This window comes from Hyphomonas adhaerens MHS-3, from assembly GCF_000685235.1.
GTDB classification, from domain to species: Bacteria; Pseudomonadota; Alphaproteobacteria; order Caulobacterales; family Hyphomonadaceae; genus Hyphomonas; species Hyphomonas adhaerens.
In genome coordinates this window covers 412,435-431,141 of record NZ_ARYH01000002.1, presented here as the reverse complement: position 1 = coordinate 431,141, position 18,707 = coordinate 412,435, and the positions used below count along the sequence as shown (strand labels likewise).

The following is an 18,707-nucleotide window of genomic DNA, read 5'->3' as shown; positions in this document are numbered from 1 at the left end:
GCCCTAGCCGAACACCGCGATTGTCTGGCGGCCGACCATGATCGGCTCGCCTTTCGAATTCCACAGGCGCATGGCCTGGCTGGAATAGCCCTGCTGCGCCGTTTGCGCGATGTGCTGGGCAAGGAACCACCCATTCTCGGTAGAGATATCGTCCGTCAGGAATTCCGCCATCCAGGTCATGGAGCTGATGCGGCCCGGAACGGTCAGCATCGACAAGGCTGCGGGGGGCGGGGAATCCGCAATGGCCAGAAGCGTAACGGCATCCATGGGCGCCGTTTCGTCCCGGTGGCGCAGCCACAGGACGATCTCGCCATCCGGCGCACCGCTGATCGGCCGGCCGCCTTTGGCCAGACGCACATTGAAATGGCGGGAGAAGGCGGGCCGGCGGCGCTCATCCGGAAAGAATTGCTGGGTGTCATCCGGCAGCGTTACCTTGGGCGCGATCATGTTGGAGAAGTCGAGGCTCGACTCCCGCGCGGTTCCGAACGCAAAAATGCACTCCGCCACCACGCCTTCCGGTCCGGTCATGCGGACCGAGATGAACGCCGTATTCTTGCCCTCCCGCAGGACAGTCGGAACAGACACCAGTTCTCCGGACGCGGGGCCGACAAAGGCGATCTGCGCGGACCGTAGCGGGCGGCCGCCTGCCAGGGGGAGCGCAGCCTTCAGGCAAAGCGCGGCCGTCAGTCCGCCATAGGTGGTGCGGCCCTGCATCCAGTCTTCAGGCACGTTGACGCGCGAGGTGTTGTCCGCGCTGAAAGCGATGGAAGAGATGAGATCTGTATAGTTCATGGCCCGTGTCCGTTGTGTCGGATTTGATTCCTGCCTAGCCGCATTCCTTTTCGGAACCAACCCATGTCGCAAGGGGAACGGAGGCCAAAACAAAACGCCCCGACCAAACGGGCCGGGGCGCTGAATTCGGGAAGGGAGCCTGCCTTAGTGCTGGCTTTCCGGCGTCGTCACGCGCAGGCCGTCCAGGTCGTCAGAGACGGTGATCTGGCAGGAGAGGCGGGAGTTGTCCTGAACATTCTCGGCGAAGTCGAGCATCGACTTCTCCATTTCCTGCTGCTCGCCCACTTTGTCCATGAAATTGGTGTCGACATAGACGTGGCAAGTGGCGCAGGCGCAGGCCCCGCCGCAGTCAGCATCAATGCCGGGAATGGAGTTCTTGATTGCGGCTTCCATCACGGACTCGCCATTCTTCGCCTCGACTGTGCGTTCGGTGCCATCGTGGTCGATATAGGTAATCTTCGGCATCGGCTTTTTGGTCTCCCTTAGGCTGTGGCGGCGGCCGCAGCGATGTCTTTCATTGAGGTGGATGTATCCTTGAGCATGTCGGGCGCAACCTTTGAGCCCATCATGATCAATTTCTTGGACGCCAGGAATTCTGGCGGGCTGTTCACCGCGTCGACCGCAATCAGCGTGCCGTTACGCAGATAGAAGACGGCAAATTTCCGGTCATCCGGATTGCCGCGCACGACGATTTCGTCATGTCCCTGGTTGAGGCCTGCGATCTGCAGTTTCAGGTCATACTGGTCTGACCAGAACCAGGGGCAATCCTCTGGCGGGCGTGGTTTTCCAAGGATCGCCGCGGCAGCAAGCTTACCCTGTTCGATCGCGTTATGGACGCTTTCGAGACGGCCGGCATGACCATAATGGACCAGCGGCCGGCTCGCGCAGTCACCTGCTGCGAAGATGCGGGGATCGGATGTGCGTGCGTCACGATCGGTTGCCACACCATTGTCGATGGTCAGCCCGGCTTCTTCGGCGAGTTCGACATTTGGCAGAATCCCGATGCCTACCAGGACCATGTCCGCAGGCAGTTTGGTGCCGTCCGCGAGGACCGCAGCGCTCACCTTGCCGTTTTCGCCTTCGAGATGGTCAAGCCGGGCACCGGTCAGGATCGTGGCGCCCTGCGCCCGGTGTTCCTTCTCGTAGAAGGCGCTCATGGTCGGGCTGGTCACGCGGGCCAGCACACGGTCCGCCATTTCGAGGACCGTCACCTCAAGCCCCATCTGGCGGGCAACGGCCGCGGCTTCGAGGCCGATATAACCTGCGCCGATGATCACCAGCCGGCGGCCGGCCACCATATTTGGCTGGATCCGGTCAACATCGCCAAGACCGCGTAAATCGTAAACGTTTTCAAGGTCTGCGCCCTTTGCAGGCAGCGGACGCGGGCGGGATCCGGTACACAGGATCAGCGCATCATAGGCCAGCGTGGCACCGTGTTCGAGTTCGACAATCCGGGCCGCGCGGTCAATCCGGATGGCACGGGTCGAGAGGATCAGCTCGACATCATTGTCTTCGTACCAGGCACCGGGTTTGAAGAAGAGGCGCTCTTCGGCGAACTCCCCCTTCATGTAGGCCTTCGACAGAGGCGGACGCTGGTAGGGCAGGACAGGTTCATCACCCACAAGCACCAGCTTGCCGGAATAGCCGCCCATACGCAGCGATTGCACGGCCTGCGCCGCTGCCTGCCCGCCGCCGATCAGTACGATCTGCGATGCGTCTGAAAGATCCAAATTCTACCTCCCTCAAGGCCGAACCATATTTATGACGCATGCGTCACGTTTTTTAGCCTTTTATATCCTGGCCAGTTACAGTGCAAGGCGCCGCGAATCCATGGCACGAATTATCGCAGCGGCCTTAAAGTGCATGAGATGACAGTGATTCTTGAATGTCCAGACGAGACTGCCCTGCGTGACGTGGGGGCACGTGTCGCCCGAATGCTTGAGGCGGGGGACGTGATTGCCCTTCACGGGGACCTTGGGGCCGGGAAAACGACATTCTCCCGCGGGCTTATAGCGGACTATAGCGGGACGATGGATGTCCCGAGCCCGACTTATACGCTTGTACAGATGTACGATTCCGGGCCGCTCCCGATCTGGCATTTCGATCTCTATCGCCTGAAATCGCCCGATGAAGTGGTCGAACTCGGCTGGGACGAGACGCAGGACGGCATTGCCCTGATCGAATGGCCGGACCGGGCCGGGGATCACCTGCCGGAGTGGCGGCTGGATGTGACGATTGAAATCCTTGCCGAAGGGCGGCGCGTAACACTGGAACCGCGCGGCGAAGGCTGGCAGACACGTCTCCATGGGTTTTGACGACGCAGGCCGCGCGGCAGATATGGACGCCTTTCTGGCCCGTGCGGGCTGGGATGATGCAGCGCGTTTCCCGCTTGGACAGGATGCCTCCACGCGGCGGTACATCCGCCTTGTCAGGCCGGACAAAACACGCGCGCTGCTGATGGATGCGCCCAATGTGGAGGACAGTCCCTGTCCGCCCGATGCCGATGACGAGACACGGATCGCGATGGGCTGGAATGCCTCGACACGCCTTGCCGCGAGCCGGGTGGATGCGTTCGTTCTGGTCGCCAACTATCTGCACTATCGCGGTTTCCGGGCGCCTGAGATCTTCGCGCATGACAGCGCCCACGGATTCGCGCTGATCGAGGATTTCGGGGAAAACCTCGAAATTGCCCGCCAGATCGAAGCCGGCCGGCTCGACGAGCAAACGGCGTATGTTACCGCTGCGGGCGTTCTTGCAGAGCTGCACCGCGAAGAGGCACCGGACGTCTTGTCGAACGGCGCGGAAGTCTGGCCGGTCCTGGATTTTGACCAGCTGGCCCTGACGTCCAATGCCGACCTCTATGCCGACTGGCTGCGCGCAGAGCGCGGCGGCGGCCCGCTGGAAGGCGCCGAACGGGAAGAGTGGGAGAAAGTGCGCGACGGTCTGATCGCGCAGGCGATGGAATTTCCCCGCACATTCACCCTGCGGGATTTTCACGCCGAGAACCTGCTCTGGCTGGGCAATGGCGAACTTGGCCTGCTGGACTTCCAGGATGCCGTGCGCGGCTGGGACGCCTGGGACATGGCGATGCTGACTCAGGACGCCCGCCGGGCCGTCTCACCCGAAGCGGCCGAAGCGGCGATCCGGCATTATCTGGATGAGACCGGAAAGTCGCGCGAGGCCTTCGACGAGCGGCTGGCCGTGATCGGCGCGCTGAACGCCCTGCGCATTGCCGGCGTGTTTTCCCGTCTCCAGCACCGCGATAACAAACCGCGCTATGGTCTGTTTCAGCCGCGGCAGCTGGCCATTCTCGCCCGAAATCTGTCACATCCCGCGCTTAAGGACATGAACGCCTTCGTGCGCCGGACCACACCTTTTGTTTTCGAGGGCTTCTGAATGAGCGTGCCTGTTCCGCACACCGCGATGGTGCTTGCTGCCGGTCTTGGCACGCGCATGCGGCCGCTGACGGATGCGTGCCCGAAGCCGCTGATCGAGGTGCGGGGCAAAGCGCTGATCGACCGGATGCTGGATCCGCTCGTCGCCGCGGGAGTGAAGCGTGCGGTCGTCAATGTCCACTATCTGGCAGACCAGGTGGAAGCGCACCTGAAGTCACGTACGGATATCGAGATCATCATTTCCGATGAGCGCGGCGACGTCCTGGAGACAGGTGGAGCGTTGGCCAAGGCGCGCCCGCTTCTGGGGGACGATCCCATCCTTGTCGCGAATACGGATGCCTTCTGGGAACCGGCCGGACCCGAACCTGTCGAGGCGCTGGCTGATGCGTTCGATCCTGCAGCGATGGATGCTTTGCTGCTGGTGGCCGATACCGGGCGGACGCTGGGTTTCGGCGGACCGGGAGATTTCTTCCGCCACGAAGACGGCAGCATGACCCGCCGCGGCGACGCCCCGAGCGCACCTTACGCCTTTTGCGGCCTGCGTCTCATCCGGCCTCAGCTTTACGACAACGAACCTGTTGAGCGTTTCTCGGCCCTGCGCGTCTGGGCGCCGCTGATCGAGCAAAAGCGCCTGCATGGCGTCCTGCTGGACCGGTTCTGGCTGCATGTCGGCGATCCGCAGGCGCTGAAAGACGCAGACATGTGGCTGGCCTGCCATGGCGGATAAGGCCGGACTGTTCTCTGGTGCGTCCCGCGTTTATACCATTCCTCCGGGAACGGACTTCCTGCGGGCGCTGGCGGGCACGCTGGCGAGGGAAGCGGGGCTGGCCGAAAATCCTGCGGCCCTCGCCGATGCCATCATCTATGTGCCGAACCGGCGTTCCGCCCGGGTTCTGGCAGGCGTGCTTTACGATGCGGGCGGCGAGAAGCCGATCCTGCCGCCAGATATCCGGACGCTGGGCGACATGGAGGCGGACGAAACGCCTTCGGTCGATGCGGCGCGTTCAGGCCTTCCACCGGCCATGTCGCCCGCGCGGCGCCTCGGGGCGCTGACGCATCTGGTACAGGCCTTCTACGAACAGGCCTACGGCGTTACGCCCCCGGCCGCATCGGCCCTGGCGGCGGCGCAGGAACTGAGCCACCTGATGGAGCAGGCCGCACTTAGCGAGCATGTCGACTGGTCCAGCCTGCCGGATCTCGCAGGCTCGGCCGAACTGGCCAAACACTGGGAACAATCGGTCAAATTCCTGAAGATCATTTCGGAAAGCTGGCCGGAATGGCTGGCAGAGAATGGAGAGAGCGATCCGTTCCTGCGGGACATCGCGGCGGCCCGCATCATGGCCCGGCGCTGGGCGGAGGACCCGCCGCAAGCGCCTGTCCTGATCGCGGGGTCCACGGGTGCGACACCGGCAGGCCGTATCCTGATGAAAGCGGCGATGGCCTTGCCTCAAGGACTGGTCGTGCTGCCCGGGCTGGACATTCACGCCGACGAAGAGGCCCGCAGTGTGATTGCCGGGTCTGTCAGCCACCCGCAGCATATTCTGTTCGACACGCTGCGCGACCTGGGCGTCGCGCCGGGCGATGTCCGCACCTGGCCGGGAACGGACGGCGCAGGGAAAGCCGAAGCGCGCCGCCGCATGATCCACGAGGCGCTGGCGCCCGCGGAATCCACGGCGGACTGGCGCCGCACGCTGGACTCGCTGTCCGCGTCGCTCGGCACGGTAAAGGAAGCATTTGCCCTGTCGGCGCTGGACGGCCTGACCGTCATCGAGGCGCCGGATGAGGCTGTGGAAGCGGAAACCGCGGCGCTCCTGCTGCGCCAGGTGATGGAGCAGCCGGGCGAGACGGCTGCGCTGGTCACCCAGGACGCGACCTTGGCGCGCCGGGTCAGCGGCGTCCTGCAGCGCTGGGGGCTGGATGTGCCGCCGTCATCGGGCAGCCCGCTTGGCCAGACGACCGCCGGAAGCCTGATTGGCCTCTGCGCGCGCTGGGTGCTGGACCCTGCGGAGCCGGTCATCCTGAGCGCTGTTCTGAAGCACCCTTTCGCCCGCGGCTTTGAAGGTGCGGACAGTCTCGACCGCTATTTCCTGCGCGGTGCCCGCAACTGGCAGTCTCTGGATGATCTTGCGGCATCGGTTCGTTCACGGAAGGAGCTGGACCCCTATGCCAGCTTTTCCGATGAAGAGCAGGCGGTTGCGGAAGAACTGGTTGAGCAGATCGCCATCGCCTTCCGCGAAACCGAAGCGGACCTGTCCCGTGAAGGCCCGATGCCGGGCCGGAAGATTGCGGAACGGATCGCCGCGCTTGCGGCCCGCGTCAGCCAGACACCTTTCCCATGGGCTGGGGAAGACGGCCGCTCTGCCACGGCAATGATGGAACATGTCGCAGACCTCGCGGACTATCTGGCGCCCATGCCACCCCATGCCTTTGCCGAACTGATCGAAGCCGAAGCTGCCGGGCGGACCGTCAGCGCAGGCGTGGCGGAACACCCGAGGCTGGCCATCTGGGGACCACTCGAAGCGCGCCTCCAGTCTGCCAGCCACATCATCCTTGCAGGCCTGAACGAAGATGTCTGGCCGCAGCGTCCGCCCGCCGACGCGTTCCTGCCGCGCCGGTTCCGCAAGGATCTGGGTATCAGCGATCCGGAAGACCGGGTGGGCCTGTCGGCACACGATTTTGCGCAACTTGCCTGCGCGCCGAAGGTGACGATGCTGCACGCCCTCCGGCGGAACGATTCCCCGGCCGTTGCCTCGCGCTGGGTCTGGCGCCTGAAGACGCTGGCAGAAGGCGCGCTGGGAAGTGCCGCGAAGGACGCGCTCTCGCCGGACGGGGACAGTCCGCTCGAATGGGCACTCGCCTTGCGGGACAGGGGAACGAACACGCTGGACAAGGGCTTCCCGGTGGAACCGAAGCCGCGGCGGCGTCCGGAGGGCTGGCCGCACAAGCTGTCCGTTACCCGGATCGATACGCTGCAGCGCGATCCCTATGCGATCTGGGCGGAGCAGGTGCTGAAACTCGACCGGATCGAGCCGATGAATGCCGAACTCGGTCCTGCGCCGCGCGGCACCGCGATCCACAAGGCGCTGGAAGATTTTGAGGACGAAGGCACGGCCAAGACAACAGAGCGCCTGGTCTCGCTTCTGGTGAGCAATCTTTCGGCGGCCGGAGAGCCGGAGGCTGTTCTTGCCGCGCGGCGGGCAGTGCTGGAGCAGATGTCCGACTGGTATCTCGGCTGGCGGGCAGAGCGCCGGGTTGATGGCAAACCGAAGCTGGAAGTGAAGGGGCGCTGGGATTTCGACATCAGCGGTGCGCCGTTCACCCTGTCCGCCATGGCCGACCGGATCGAACGCCAGCCCGACGGCAGCCTCGTGGTCATCGACTTCAAGACAGGAAGCCCGCCCTCGGACAAGGAGATCGCGGCCGAACTCAGCCAGCAAATGCCTTTGCAGGCCCTGATCGCAGGCAAGGGTGGCTATAAAGGTATTCCCGCTGCCAGCGTCTCAGGCCTCGAATATGTGGCCTTCAAGGCGAAGCCCGATGCCCGCATCGTTGGCCAGAGCCGGGCCCTGCAGGCCACGCCGGACGAGCTGGCAAAAACGGCGGAAGAGGGCCTGCTGCGCCTGATCGCGGCCTACCGGGAGGATAACTCCGCCTTCCTGTCCGCGCCCCGTGTGCAGTTCGTGAAATACGACAATGGCTACAACCGCCTTGCCCGCCGGGCGGAATGGGCTGGCGACACCGAAGACGGAGGCGGCGATGAGTGACATCGTGATACCGCCGGATACGGACGACTTCCGCAAGGCCGTTGAGGTTCAGGCGCGCTCGGCTGACCCGATGCATTCGGCCTTCGTCATGGCCAATGCCGGCTCCGGCAAGACGAAGGTCCTGATCGACCGCGTCGCTCGCCTGCTGCTGCGCCGTCCGGACGGGCGGCCCGGTGCGAAGCCGGACTCCATCCTCTGCATCACCTACACCAAGGCCGCGGCCAGCGAGATGCTGTCGCGTCTCTTCAAGACGCTCGGCCAGTGGTCGGTGATGGAAGACGACCCGTTGAGGAAGAAGCTCGCCCAGCTTCAGGGCCGCAAGGCCAGCGCCTACAATGCCGAAGACCTTCAGGTTGCCCGGGCCCTGTTCGCCAACGCGCTTGAAACGCCGGGCGGTCTGCGCATCGAGACCATCCACGCATTCTGTGCCCGCGTGCTGCGGCGCTTCCCCCTGGAGGCAGGCGTCTTTCCCGGCTTTACGGAGATCGAAGAAGACGAAGCCTACGCGCTGTGGAACGAAGCGCGCAGCGAAGCGGTCATGTCCGCGCAGCAAAACCTGCCGGACCTCCTTGATCTGCTGGCGCTGGAAGGCGGCCACGAAGGCGCGATGCTGGCCCTCGATACGTTGCGGAGTATCGGCACGGCGGTGCTTCGCTTTGCGGACCATTATGACAGCGATTTCGATGTCATGGACGATGTCCTGCGCGAGCGGCTTCAGGCGCCTGAGGCGTCGGTTGAAGAGCTGCTGGACCTCGCCATGGGCGAGGCATTGCCCGCCGCGGACATCCGCACGGTCGCCGAACTCCTGCTGACGGGCGGCAAGACCGATGTGGCGACAGGCGAGAAACTGATGGCCGTGCTCGCGACAGAAGATGCAGGCGAACGCTGGGGGATTTACCGGACCGTCTTCCGCACGGCGAGCGGGGATCTCCGCGCCTCCAATCCGTATACGAAAGGCATGGCCGAAGCCTTGCCGCTGGTCGCCAGCCTGTTCCAGATGAAGGAAGGCTTTGGCGAGGAAGCGGCGCGCATGCTGGAGCTGGAGGATCGGCTGAACCGGGCGGCAGCTTTCGCGCGCACCTCGGCCATGGTCCGCGTCGGTCTGCCTGCGCTGGAACGTTATCGCGACCTGAAACGGGCCCGCGCCGCGCTCGATTTCGACGATCTGATCGAACATACGCGCATCCTGCTGACAGCGACGGGGATGTCGGACTGGGTGCTCTACAAGCTGGATGGCGGTCTTTCGCACCTGTTGCTGGACGAGGCGCAGGACACCAGCCCCACACAATGGGAACTGGTCGATGCGCTGACGGGGGAGTTCGATGCCGGGGAGGGGATCGAGCGCGCGCAGGATCCGCGCACCCTGTTCGTCGTGGGCGACGAGAAACAGTCCATCTATTCCTTCCAGGGGGCGGACCCGTCGCAGCTGTTGAAGCAGTACCATCAGTTCCAGGCCCGCAATTCGGACCTGCTGAAAGAAACGATGGAAATGTCCTTCCGGTCCGGGCCGGAAGTTCTCGAATATGTCGACACGGTCTGGAACCAGGCCCCGCCCATTCCGAATGCGCCGGTTGAGACGCCTGCGGAGGAAAGCAATCTCGTCCATCACGTTTCCTGGCGGTCGGACCAGCACGGCGCGGTCGAGCTCTGGCCCATTCCGCCGAAAGAGGAAGAGACGGACGAGGATGCCTGGGCCCGCCCGGTCAACGCCATGCGGTCGTCGTCGCCGAAGGCGCGGCTGGCCACAGATGTGGCGAAGGCGGTACGGGCGATGATCGATGCGGGGGAAAGCATCTGGGCCGATACGGGCGAAGGATGGGTCCAGCGTCCCGTGCGGCCGGAAGATATCCTGATCCTCGTGCGCGGCCGGACAGGCGGCCTGTTCGACGCGATGATCGGTGCCCTGAAGGCACAAGGACTGCCGGTTGCCGGGGCCGACCGGCTGAAGCTGGGCGATCATATCGGTGTGCAGGACTGCCTGAACCTGATGCGCTTCGCCGCGCTGCCGGAGCGTGACCTGACGCTGGCCGAGATCCTGCGCGGGCCCTTCCTCGGGCTCGTCGATGATGACCGCTATCTGTTCGAGCTGGCCAGCGGCCGCAATCGGGGCGAGACGCTGTGGCAGCGCGTACAGGCCAGCGCCGATCCGGATGTAAAGGCGGCTTCCGCCTTCCTGCAGATGCTGATCGACAATGCTCATCTCCCACCCTTTGATTTCCTGACGGCGGTTCTGGACGTTCCGGGGGCGGATGGGAAAACGGGATGGGAGAAGCTCAACGCCCGGCTCGGCCATCCGGCGCGGGATCCGGTCCAGGCGCTGGTTGCCGAAGCCATTGCCTTTGACTCGACAGAGCCTGCGTCGCTGCAATGCTTCATCGCGCGCATGGAAGCGGGCGAAGTGGAGATCAAGCGCGACCTTGCGGCGCCGGAGCGGGAGATCCGCGTCATGACCGTGCACGGTGCCAAGGGCCTGCAGGCGCCGGTCGTCATCCTGCCGGATACGACCAGCGCGCCGAAACCGTCCGGTGGGCGTATCCACGAAATCAATGGCGTGCCGGTCTGGTCGCCGCGCAAGGACGGGGAGCTTGCGGAAGTCACCGCGGCCCGGGCGCTGGCCGACGCGCGCGCCGAGGAAGAACACCGCCGGCTGCTTTATGTGGCGCTGACGCGGGCGCAGGACCGGCTGATCATTGCCGGCCACTGGTATGGCGGCCAGAAAGGCGGCGGCTATCACGACCGGTCCTGGTATGCGCTCTGCCTGAACGCGATGGACCGGCTTGTCCCGGCTGAAGGCGAGGCGCGCGACGAACACCGCCGGTTTGGAGGTGCCCCGTCGACGGTGCCGAAGACCGGGCAGGGCGGCGGCGCCAAAGCCGGGTTTCCGGATTGGGCGTTGCAGCGGGTGGAAGACACGCCTGTGGCCGCCCGCCGCCGGTTCAGCGCGCCCACCAGCCTGCTGGGGCGCGACATGCCTGTCATGGCGCCGTTCGGAGAAGGCCGCGAAGCGCGCCTCAAGCGCGGCCGCCTGATCCACGCCCTGCTGCAATACCTGCCGGATGTGCCGGAGGGTGACCGGGAGACAGCGGGGCGCAACTTCCTCGCGCGGGATGCCTCGCTGGAAGAGGCGGAGCGCGAAGAGATGCTGGCGGCGGCGCTGGGCGTCCTGCAGGATCCGGCCATGGCGGGCGTCTTCGCGCCCGGCGGACGGGCCGAGGCCGCGATCATCGGCAGCTCGAAACAACACCTGCCGGAAGGCGTGGTGATCAACGGACGGGTCGACCGGCTGGTCGTCTCGGATACCGAAGTCCTGATCGTCGATTTCAAGACGGACCAGCCCGCCCCGGACACGCCCGAGGGCGTTGGCGAGAGCTATGTGCTGCAGATGGCGGCTTATTGGGCCGTACTCAGCGAGGCCTGGCCGGACCGCGCCGTGCGCGCCGCGCTCTGCTGGACGGACGGGCCGAAACTGATGCCGTTGCCGGAAGAGATGCTTTTAGCCTCGCTAAAGCGTGCTGGGAGTGAGGTTTGACTTGTGCCGGGAGTCCCTATCTAGCAGTCTGTTGAACCGAAATTGAGGAGCTCGCCATGGCCGCGATTGATGTAACAGACGACGAGTTCGATGGTGTCATCGCCAATTCCGATGTCCCTGTCGTAGTGGATTTCTGGGCTGAATGGTGTGGCCCGTGCAAACAGATGTCGCCGCACCTCGAAGCCGTTGCCGAAGAAATGGCCGGCAAGGTGAAAGTCGCCAAGATCAATGTCGACGAAAACCCGATGACCGGCTCGAAATACGGCGTGCGCGGCATGCCGACGCTGATGATCTTCAAGGATGGCAAGGTCGCCGCCACGCACCTCGGTGCGATGAGCAAGCAGGCCATCGCCGACTGGATCAAACAGTCGGCCTGATCCGTCAGGCTGGCTCGCTGGTCAGCGCCAGGAACACATCTTCAAGGTCGGGGGTCTCGGTGATGAGATCCCCGATTCCGATTCCGGCCTGACGTACCTGTTCCAGCAGGCGGCCGATTCCGGTCTCGCTGGTCCGGAACGTGATCGCCAGTTCCCCCGATTCGCGCATGGTCGCATCCAGCTCGGACAGGGCGTCCGGGACGGCCGTCAGCGGCTCTCGGGGGGTGATGACAAGCGTTTTGTAGTCGAGCCGGGCCAGCAGGCTCGGTGTCGGTTCGCAGGCGACAATCTCGCCATGGTTCACGATGGCGATGGAATCGCAGAGCTCTTCAGCTTCTTCCAGATAGTGAGTCGTCAGGATGATCGTGGTGCCGCGGTCATGCAGTTCGCGCACATAGGTCCACATCGAGCGGCGCAGTTCCACGTCCACACCGGCGGTCGGCTCGTCGAGGATCAGGACGGGCGGATTGTGGACGAGCGCCTTGGCCACCATCAGGCGGCGTTTCATGCCGCCCGACAGCTGGCGCACATAGGCGTCTTTCTTGTCGTCGAGGCCCACAGCCACAAGGATTTCATCGGTCTGCCGGTCGGCCTTCGGAACACCGTAGAAACCGGCCATCAGTTCCAGCATTTCAAACGGAGTGAAGAAGGGGTCGGCAACGATTTCCTGGTTCACAACGCCAATGGCGGCGCGGCTCTGGCGGGGGTGCTTGTCGATATCCAGACCCCAGATGCGGGCCGTTCCCGAGGTCTTGTTCACCAGGCCCGCCAGGATGTTGATGAAGGTCGACTTACCGGCCCCGTTCGGCCCCAGCAGGCCGAAGATTGATCCGCGCGGAATTTTCAGGCTGATTCCCTTCAGGGCGTGCTTTTCCGGCATGCGGCCGGAGGCGGCGTACACCTTCTGCAGGTTGTCGACTTCAATAGCGTATTCCGGGGCGGAGTTTTGGTCAGTCATCCAGTCCTTCTTTCCCTGCGGCATGGCGGTGCTTGCGTGGCACTCTGGTGCGCTCTAGGTAGGGCCCTAAGAGCCGGTGAACAAGCCGGTGCCAGATAACAGGACTGAATAGGCGACCCAATGCCCACCAAGCGCGATGCATTCGACCCACCGGAAGTCGTGATGGTCAAAAGTCACAAGGTCTCCTGCAATGGCGGCGGCGGCGCTCTTGGCCACCCGCGCGTCTGGTACGAGATGGGCGACGAAGATTATGTCGAGTGCAAATATTGCGACCGGCGTTTCGTCCTGATCGGCGGTAAAGACGACCCCGGCCGGGGTCACTGATTCTCCCAGAATAACGGAGCCGGCTGATCATGCATGTTCTTGTCGTCGGCGGTGGAATTGGGGGCCTCACAGCGGCCCTTGCGCTCGAAAAGCGCGGCCACACGGTCACGGTTGTCGAACAATCCGGTGTCATCAGCGAGGTCGGGGCCGGCCTGCAGCTGAGCCCCAATGCCATGAAAGTTCTGAACGCCCTCGGCGTCGGCGCGCGGGTGATGACGGATGCCTTCCGCCCGCAGGCCGCCGAGATGCGCTGGGGCCGCAGCGGGAGAAAGATCTTCTCCATCCCCCTGCGCAAGGCCGCGATGAATCGCTGGGGCGCAGAATATATTCATGTTCACCGGGCTGACCTGATCGAAGCCCTGCGCGCTGAACTGGCTGCGCGGGCGCCCGATTCGGTCGCGCTTGGCCACCGGCTGGAGCGCTACGAGAACAAGGGTGACAAGGTCGTCGCGCATTTCGCAGGCGGCGGCATGGTCGAGGCGGACCTGCTGGTCGGCGCCGACGGCATCCACTCTGCGGTGCGCGATCAGATGCTGGGCCCGGACAAGCCGGAATTCACCGGCTGTGTGGCCTGGCGTGCCACGGCCCCCGTAACGGCCCTTGGCGGCCATGCGCCGCCGCCCACGGCCAGCGTATGGGTCGGGCCGCACCGCCATGCGGTGACCTATCTGCTGCGCCGGGGCAGTCTCGCCAATTTCGTCGGGGTCGTGGAACACAAGACACCGGGCGACGAGTCCTGGACCGCGACGGGCGCCAAGGAACAGGCGCTGAAGGATTTCAAACGGTGGCACCCATCCGTCACCGCCATCATCGAAGCGGCGGATTCCATGAACCGCTGGGCGCTTTACGGGCGCAAACCCCTGCCGAAATGGAGCGATGGCCGGGCCACGCTTCTGGGCGATGCCTGCCATCCCATGCTGCCTTTCCTGGCGCAGGGGGCGGCCATGGCGATCGAGGATGCCTGGGCGCTGGCCGCGTGTCTCGAAACGGAAGCCGATCTGACGGCGGCGCTTGCAGCCTACGAAGCCCGCCGCAAGCCGCGCGTGACCCGTGTGCAGCAGGGGGCGCGCGACAATTCGAAACTCTATCATCGCGGCAATCCGATCACGCGGTTCGGGTCTTATGTGCCGATGGCGATGGCGGCCCGGGCGGCGCCGGAATTTGTCCGGTCACGACTCGACTGGATCTACACCTACGACGAAACGTCTCTTTAGAATTTCACCGGTAAACCTTGCTCCGTAATTGCCCTAAGGGCAGGAAGTTCGTCCTCTCGAATAAACGCCCGGTGAAAAATGCTTTCCATACTCGATCTGTTCCGCGTCGGAATTGGCCCTTCCAGCTCACACACGGTGGGCCCGATCCGGATTGCGAACCGGTTCCTTGCGACCCTGGCTGAGAACATCGGCGCGGTGGAGCGGATCGAGGTTGAACTGCAAGGCTCGCTGGCGCTCACCGGGGCAGGTCACGCGACCCCCAAGGCGGTCATGCTGGGCCTGCTGGGCTTTGAGCCCGAGACCCTGGATCCTGACGCGGCAGACCGGGACGTTGCGGCGCTGGAAGCCTCCCGCCAGCTGCCTCTGCCGGACGGGCGCAGCATCGCTTTCGACCCGGCGGCTGACATCATTTTTGCCTATGACGTCCTTCCGGCGCTTCACCCGAATGGCATGCGCCTGCGGGCGTTCGGCGCGGACGGCGGCGTCTTGTCGGACGAGACCTGGTATTCCACGGGCGGCGGCTTCATCGCGACCGAGCGCCAGCTGCAGCGCCCGGTGGAGGACGACATCCTGCCGGTCGGCCCGTCCGTGCCGCACCCGTTCGGGTCGGCAGCCGAATTGCTGGCCCTCTGTGCCGGACAGGACCTCAGCATCGCGGACATCATCCTCACCAATGAAGACGCCATGCGTCCGCGGGCAGAGACCGACGCCGCTTTGGACCGGGTCGCGGACGTGATGCTTGCCTGCATTGAGCGGGGGCTCGCCCGGGAAGGCACATTGCCGGGCGGGCTGAATGTGCGCCGGCGTGCACCGGACCTGTGGAAGAAGCTGCAGAATGATCCGCTATCGAACGAACGCGAACAATTGTTCGACTGGCTCAATGTCTACGCCATGGCGGTGAATGAGGAAAACGCCAGTGGCGGACAGGTGGTGACCGCGCCGACCAATGGGGCTGCAGGGATCATCCCGGCGGTGATCCGTCACTATTGCGCCGATGCGGAAGACAAGACCGCGCGCCTGCGGCGCTTCATGCTCACGGCCGGGGGGATTGGCCTGCTCTACAAGCAGCGGGCGTCGATCTCCGGCGCGGAAATGGGCTGCCAGGGCGAAGTCGGCGTGGCCTGTTCCATGGCGGCGGCCGGCCTTGCCGCTGTCTGGGGCGCCAATCCGCAACAGGTGTGCAATGCGGCGGAGATCGCCATGGAGCACAATCTGGGCCTGACCTGCGACCCGGTGGGCGGCCTCGTCCAGATCCCCTGTATCGAGCGAAATGCCATCGGTGCGGTGAAAGCGGCCAATGCGGCGCGCCTTGCCCTGCACTCGGTGGATCAGGCCCGGGTTTCGCTGGACCAGGTGATCGAGACCATGCGCCAGACCGGCATGGACATGTCCTCCAAATACAAGGAAACATCGCAGGGCGGCCTTGCCGTGAACGTTATCGAATGTTGAGCGTTCTGTCCTAGAGTAGATTGTATCGAAATCTCCGGGAGTGGCGCATGACCACGGTCAATAATCTGTCTTCGCTGTTGCACAGCCTTGAGGAGAATACCGAGGGCGACACGGTGACGGTGCGGGCCATGCTGAACGCCGTCGGACGGCGCTCCTACGGGCCAATCCTGTTATTGCTCGGATTTCTGGCGCTCAGCCCGCTGGCGATCGTTCCCGGCGCGACATGGCTTGTCGGGATCATCACCCTCCTGATTGCCGGCCAGATCCTGATCGGGCGGCCATACCCGTGGGTGCCCTCCCGTTTTCTGAATATCGAGTTCCCCCGTGAGGCGCTGTTGCAGGGCATCAAGATGACGGATCCCTATGTCTGTCAGGTCGACCGTTTCCTGAAGCCGCGGCTGGCCTTCCTGACCGCGCCGCTGTTTGCGCCGTTCGTCGCGCTGATCTGCATCGCGGCCGCCATCCTGACGATTCCATTGGGACTCGTGCCATTCGGGCCATTCCTTCCGGGGCTGACGGTCTTCCTGTTCGGCCTGGCCCTGACGGCGCGGGACGGCTTCGTCCTGATCCTGGCTGCGTTGGGCCTGGCAGGGGCGTGCTGGCTTCTTTTCCGCCTCTGGTCACGGATTTCCGGTACGTTCGCTTGACGCCGGGGACGGCCTTTTTGACTTGAGAGGGCTGGGTTACGCTTGCGCAAACGTAAGCTGAGGACGCCATGTCGGAGCTGAAATCTTATCTGGGCTGGAAGGTGGATTACCTGAATCCTCCCGGTGAACCGGCCTTTGCCGGGCCGGATTCCGTCTCGTGGCAAGTTTTCAAGAATCCGGTGGCGCTGGCGATTGGCGGCGTGGCGGCGGTCCTGCTGGAATTTGCCGACGCCCGCATCCGCTCCGGCGTTTGGGATCATTCGGTTTTCAAGACTGACCCGATCGGACGCTCCAAGCGTACCGGCGTTGCGGCCATGGTCGGGGTCTACGGTCCCCAGAGCGCGGCCCGCCGGGTCATTCAGGGCGTCACCAACATGCATGCGCGCGTGCAGGGCCAGACGCCATCCGGCGAGTCCTACAAGGCGCTGGACGTTGACCTGCTCGACTGGGTCAGCGCCACGGCCAGCTTTGGTTTCCTGACGGCCTATGACCGCTTCGTGAAGCCTGTATCCGATGCCGACAAGAAACGCTTCTTCGAGGAAGGCGTGCCGGTGGCGCGGCTTTACGGGGTCCAGAACCCGATCCGGTCTCTGGAAGACTTCGATGCGATGATGCAGCACCTGTTGCCGCGGTTCGAGCCACACCCGATCAATACCGAATTCCTGGACATCATGTGCTCCGGCCGCGCCGCACCGGGCGTGCCCAAGGGCCTCCAGAGCGCACTGGTCCATGCGGCCGTGTCTATCCTGCCGCCAGCCGTCCGTGAACGGCTGGAACTTGGCCGGGAATACGATCTGCACTGGAAAGGCGAGATGACGGTGAAGCTGATGGCCAAAACCGCCGAAAGCCTTCCGGACCTGTCTTCCCCCGCAGCACACGCCAGCGAACGGCTCGGCCTGCCGCGGTCCTTCCTGTGGAAGAACGATGCGGAACGCGCGCGACTTTTAGAAAACGCCGCCGCCCGGCAGGCGTCGGTTCCAGCTGAATAGGACCGCTGACCCATGGATCTTGCCTTCAAGCCCGATGAGGAAGCCTTCCGCGAGGAAGTCCGGGATTTTCTTTCCGACAATCTGACCGAAGACCTTCGCCGTTATGCGGCGCGAATGACCAGCGTGTATGCGGAGAAGGAGGTCGGGCTCGCCTGGCAGAAGATTCTTGTCGAAAAGGGATGGGCCGCGCCGTCATGGCCGGTGGAATATGGCGGCTGCGACTGGACCCTCGCCCAGCATTACATTTTCGATGTGGAGAAGGCGCGGGCAGGCGCCCCGCCGCTGTCGCCGATGGGGATCGGCATGTGCGGACCGGCCCTGATCGGCCATGGGTCGAAAGCGCAGAAAGACTATTACCTCCCACGCATCCTGTCGGGTGAGGATTTCTGGTGCCAGGGCTATTCTGAACCTCATGCGGGCTCTGACCTCGCCGCGCTGACCATGTCGGCGGTCGAGGACGGGGACGATTTCATCTGCAATGGCCAGAAGATCTGGACCACGCACGGCCACGTCGCCAATATGTGCTTCTGCCTTGTGCGGACGGACTCCTCCGGCAAGCTGCAGCAGGGGATCACCTTCATCCTGATCGACATGACCTCCCCGGGCGTGCGGGTCGATCCGATTGTCATGACCTCCGGTGAGCATATCCAGAATTCCCTGTTCTTCACCGATGTCCGTGTGCCGAAGAAAAATGTCGTCGGCGAGGTCAACAAGGGCTGGACTGTTGCGAAATACCTGCTCGAATTCGAGCGGGGCGGGAATGCCTATGGCCCGAGACTGCTGGCGCGGCTGAAGGCGCTGCGCCGCGATGCGGCGGAACAAGACCTCCTGACCCCCGCTTTTGCCCGCAAGATCAGCCTCGCCGAGGCGGAGGCCACCGCGCTTGAAGCGGCGGAAATGCAGCTGATGGCGGAGCTCGCCAGCGGCGGCACGCCGGGGCTCAAGGGCTCGATGATGAAGATCCGCGGGACCGAGCTCAGCCAGCACATCACCGAACTCGCCATCGAACTGGCCGGTGTCTACGTCCAGCCCTTCCAGCCGCATCACACCAGCCCTGGCGGGCCGGTGACCACAACGCCGCCCTCAAATGCGCCGCTTGTCGGCCCGGAAAGCGCGGTCACATCGTCGGCAAAATATTTCAACGACCGGGCAGGGTCGATCTATGCCGGTTCCAACGAGATCCAGCGCAACATTCTCGCCAAGGGGCAGCTGCGCCTGTAGGACCGGACCAGATGATCACGCGCGACGAACAATCGGAATAACCGAACA

The 18,707-nt window shown here is 64.2% G+C and carries 16 protein-coding genes; 12 read left to right on the top strand and 4 right to left on the bottom strand.

Going from position 1 to position 18,707, the window contains the following annotated elements:
• Positions 1 to 3: 3 nt before the first annotated feature.
• The 3 genes from HAD_RS14175 to HAD_RS14165 all read right to left on the bottom strand — a co-directional run bounded on the left by HAD_RS14175 (position 4) and on the right by HAD_RS14165 (position 2,522).
• Positions 4 to 792, bottom strand: coding sequence for a thioesterase family protein (locus HAD_RS14175; RefSeq protein WP_035572761.1), 789 nt, complete (start codon positions 790 to 792; stop codon positions 4 to 6).
• Between the two features lie 144 nt (positions 793 to 936).
• A complete protein-coding gene (locus HAD_RS14170; RefSeq protein WP_035572759.1) occupies positions 937 to 1,257 on the bottom strand; it encodes a 2Fe-2S iron-sulfur cluster-binding protein in 321 nt (106 codons plus the stop codon).
• Between the two features lie 17 nt (positions 1,258 to 1,274).
• Positions 1,275 to 2,522: an NAD(P)/FAD-dependent oxidoreductase gene (locus HAD_RS14165; RefSeq protein WP_035572755.1), complete on the bottom strand. Its 1,248-nt coding sequence runs from the start codon at positions 2,520 to 2,522 to the stop codon at positions 1,275 to 1,277.
• Between the two features lie 138 nt (positions 2,523 to 2,660).
• Here HAD_RS14165 and tsaE point away from each other — a divergent pair, with 138 nt between their 5' ends.
• Genes tsaE through trxA form a run of 6 tightly spaced genes read left to right on the top strand, consistent with a single transcriptional unit; the run spans position 2,661 to position 11,857 of the window.
• A complete protein-coding gene (tsaE, locus tag HAD_RS14160; RefSeq protein ID WP_051596324.1) occupies positions 2,661 to 3,107 on the top strand; it encodes a tRNA (adenosine(37)-N6)-threonylcarbamoyltransferase complex ATPase subunit type 1 TsaE in 447 nt (148 codons plus the stop codon).
• Positions 3,097 to 4,188, top strand: coding sequence for an aminoglycoside phosphotransferase family protein (locus HAD_RS14155; protein ID WP_035572751.1), 1,092 nt, complete (start codon positions 3,097 to 3,099; stop codon positions 4,186 to 4,188). The genes tsaE and HAD_RS14155 overlap by 11 nt, the downstream gene beginning before the upstream one ends.
• Positions 4,189 to 4,914: a nucleotidyltransferase family protein gene (locus HAD_RS14150; protein WP_035572749.1), complete on the top strand. Its 726-nt coding sequence runs from the start codon at positions 4,189 to 4,191 to the stop codon at positions 4,912 to 4,914.
• Positions 4,904 to 7,951: a double-strand break repair protein AddB gene (gene addB, locus HAD_RS14145; RefSeq protein WP_035572748.1), complete on the top strand. Its 3,048-nt coding sequence runs from the start codon at positions 4,904 to 4,906 to the stop codon at positions 7,949 to 7,951. Before HAD_RS14150 ends, addB begins: the two co-directional genes overlap by 11 nt.
• On the top strand, positions 7,944 to 11,480 hold the full coding sequence (gene addA, locus HAD_RS14140) for a double-strand break repair helicase AddA (RefSeq protein ID WP_035572742.1): 3,537 nt from the start codon (positions 7,944 to 7,946) through the stop codon (positions 11,478 to 11,480). Before addB ends, addA begins: the two co-directional genes overlap by 8 nt.
• A gap of 56 nt (positions 11,481 to 11,536) precedes the next feature.
• Positions 11,537 to 11,857, top strand: coding sequence for a thioredoxin (gene trxA, locus HAD_RS14135; RefSeq protein WP_035572737.1), 321 nt, complete (start codon positions 11,537 to 11,539; stop codon positions 11,855 to 11,857).
• A gap of 4 nt (positions 11,858 to 11,861) precedes the next feature.
• Here the strand turns inward: trxA and HAD_RS14130 are convergent, their stop codons facing one another.
• Positions 11,862 to 12,815: an ABC transporter ATP-binding protein gene (locus tag HAD_RS14130; RefSeq protein WP_035572965.1), complete on the bottom strand. Its 954-nt coding sequence runs from the start codon at positions 12,813 to 12,815 to the stop codon at positions 11,862 to 11,864.
• A gap of 120 nt (positions 12,816 to 12,935) precedes the next feature.
• Here HAD_RS14130 and HAD_RS14125 point away from each other — a divergent pair, with 120 nt between their 5' ends.
• From HAD_RS14125 to HAD_RS14100, 6 genes are all read left to right on the top strand, one after another.
• The gene (locus HAD_RS14125; RefSeq protein WP_035572735.1) at positions 12,936 to 13,139 is read left to right on the top strand and encodes a zinc-finger domain-containing protein; all 204 of its coding nucleotides are present in this window, start codon (positions 12,936 to 12,938) and stop codon (positions 13,137 to 13,139) included.
• Between the two features lie 29 nt (positions 13,140 to 13,168).
• A complete protein-coding gene (locus HAD_RS14120; protein ID WP_035572734.1) occupies positions 13,169 to 14,353 on the top strand; it encodes an FAD-dependent monooxygenase in 1,185 nt (394 codons plus the stop codon).
• A gap of 78 nt (positions 14,354 to 14,431) precedes the next feature.
• Positions 14,432 to 15,802 carry an L-serine ammonia-lyase gene (locus tag HAD_RS14115; RefSeq protein WP_035572733.1) on the top strand — a complete coding sequence of 457 codons (1,371 nt, stop codon included), beginning with the start codon at positions 14,432 to 14,434 and terminating at the stop codon, positions 15,800 to 15,802.
• 47 nt (positions 15,803 to 15,849) lie between these two features.
• The gene (locus tag HAD_RS14110) at positions 15,850 to 16,449 is read left to right on the top strand and encodes an exopolysaccharide biosynthesis protein (protein WP_035572730.1); all 600 of its coding nucleotides are present in this window, start codon (positions 15,850 to 15,852) and stop codon (positions 16,447 to 16,449) included.
• 68 nt (positions 16,450 to 16,517) lie between these two features.
• Complete coding sequence (locus tag HAD_RS14105; RefSeq protein WP_035572726.1) at positions 16,518 to 17,438, top strand: oxygenase MpaB family protein; 921 nt, start codon at positions 16,518 to 16,520, stop codon at positions 17,436 to 17,438.
• A 12-nt stretch (positions 17,439 to 17,450) separates the two neighbouring features.
• On the top strand, positions 17,451 to 18,659 hold the full coding sequence (locus HAD_RS14100) for an acyl-CoA dehydrogenase family protein (protein ID WP_035572718.1): 1,209 nt from the start codon (positions 17,451 to 17,453) through the stop codon (positions 18,657 to 18,659).
• Positions 18,660 to 18,707 lie beyond the last annotated feature (48 nt).

What these genes read in the sequence shown, in the direction of transcription:
- HAD_RS14175 (WP_035572761.1), bottom strand. Translation starts at nt 792, where the DNA reads ATGAACTATACAGATCTCATCTCTTCCATCGCTTTCAGCGCGGACAAC.
- HAD_RS14170 (WP_035572759.1), bottom strand. Translation starts at nt 1,257, where the DNA reads ATGCCGAAGATTACCTATATCGACCACGATGGCACCGAACGCACAGTC.
- tsaE (WP_051596324.1), top strand. Translation starts at nt 2,661, where the DNA reads ATGACAGTGATTCTTGAATGTCCAGACGAGACTGCCCTGCGTGACGTG.
- HAD_RS14155 (WP_035572751.1), top strand. Translation starts at nt 3,097, where the DNA reads ATGGGTTTTGACGACGCAGGCCGCGCGGCAGATATGGACGCCTTTCTG.
- HAD_RS14150 (WP_035572749.1), top strand. Translation starts at nt 4,189, where the DNA reads ATGAGCGTGCCTGTTCCGCACACCGCGATGGTGCTTGCTGCCGGTCTT.
- addB (WP_035572748.1), top strand. Translation starts at nt 4,904, where the DNA reads ATGGCGGATAAGGCCGGACTGTTCTCTGGTGCGTCCCGCGTTTATACC.
- addA (WP_035572742.1), top strand. Translation starts at nt 7,944, where the DNA reads ATGAGTGACATCGTGATACCGCCGGATACGGACGACTTCCGCAAGGCC.
- trxA (WP_035572737.1), top strand. Translation starts at nt 11,537, where the DNA reads ATGGCCGCGATTGATGTAACAGACGACGAGTTCGATGGTGTCATCGCC.
- HAD_RS14130 (WP_035572965.1), bottom strand. Translation starts at nt 12,815, where the DNA reads ATGACTGACCAAAACTCCGCCCCGGAATACGCTATTGAAGTCGACAAC.
- HAD_RS14125 (WP_035572735.1), top strand. Translation starts at nt 12,936, where the DNA reads ATGCCCACCAAGCGCGATGCATTCGACCCACCGGAAGTCGTGATGGTC.
- HAD_RS14120 (WP_035572734.1), top strand. Translation starts at nt 13,169, where the DNA reads ATGCATGTTCTTGTCGTCGGCGGTGGAATTGGGGGCCTCACAGCGGCC.
- HAD_RS14115 (WP_035572733.1), top strand. Translation starts at nt 14,432, where the DNA reads ATGCTTTCCATACTCGATCTGTTCCGCGTCGGAATTGGCCCTTCCAGC.
- HAD_RS14110 (WP_035572730.1), top strand. Translation starts at nt 15,850, where the DNA reads ATGACCACGGTCAATAATCTGTCTTCGCTGTTGCACAGCCTTGAGGAG.
- HAD_RS14105 (WP_035572726.1), top strand. Translation starts at nt 16,518, where the DNA reads ATGTCGGAGCTGAAATCTTATCTGGGCTGGAAGGTGGATTACCTGAAT.
- HAD_RS14100 (WP_035572718.1), top strand. Translation starts at nt 17,451, where the DNA reads ATGGATCTTGCCTTCAAGCCCGATGAGGAAGCCTTCCGCGAGGAAGTC.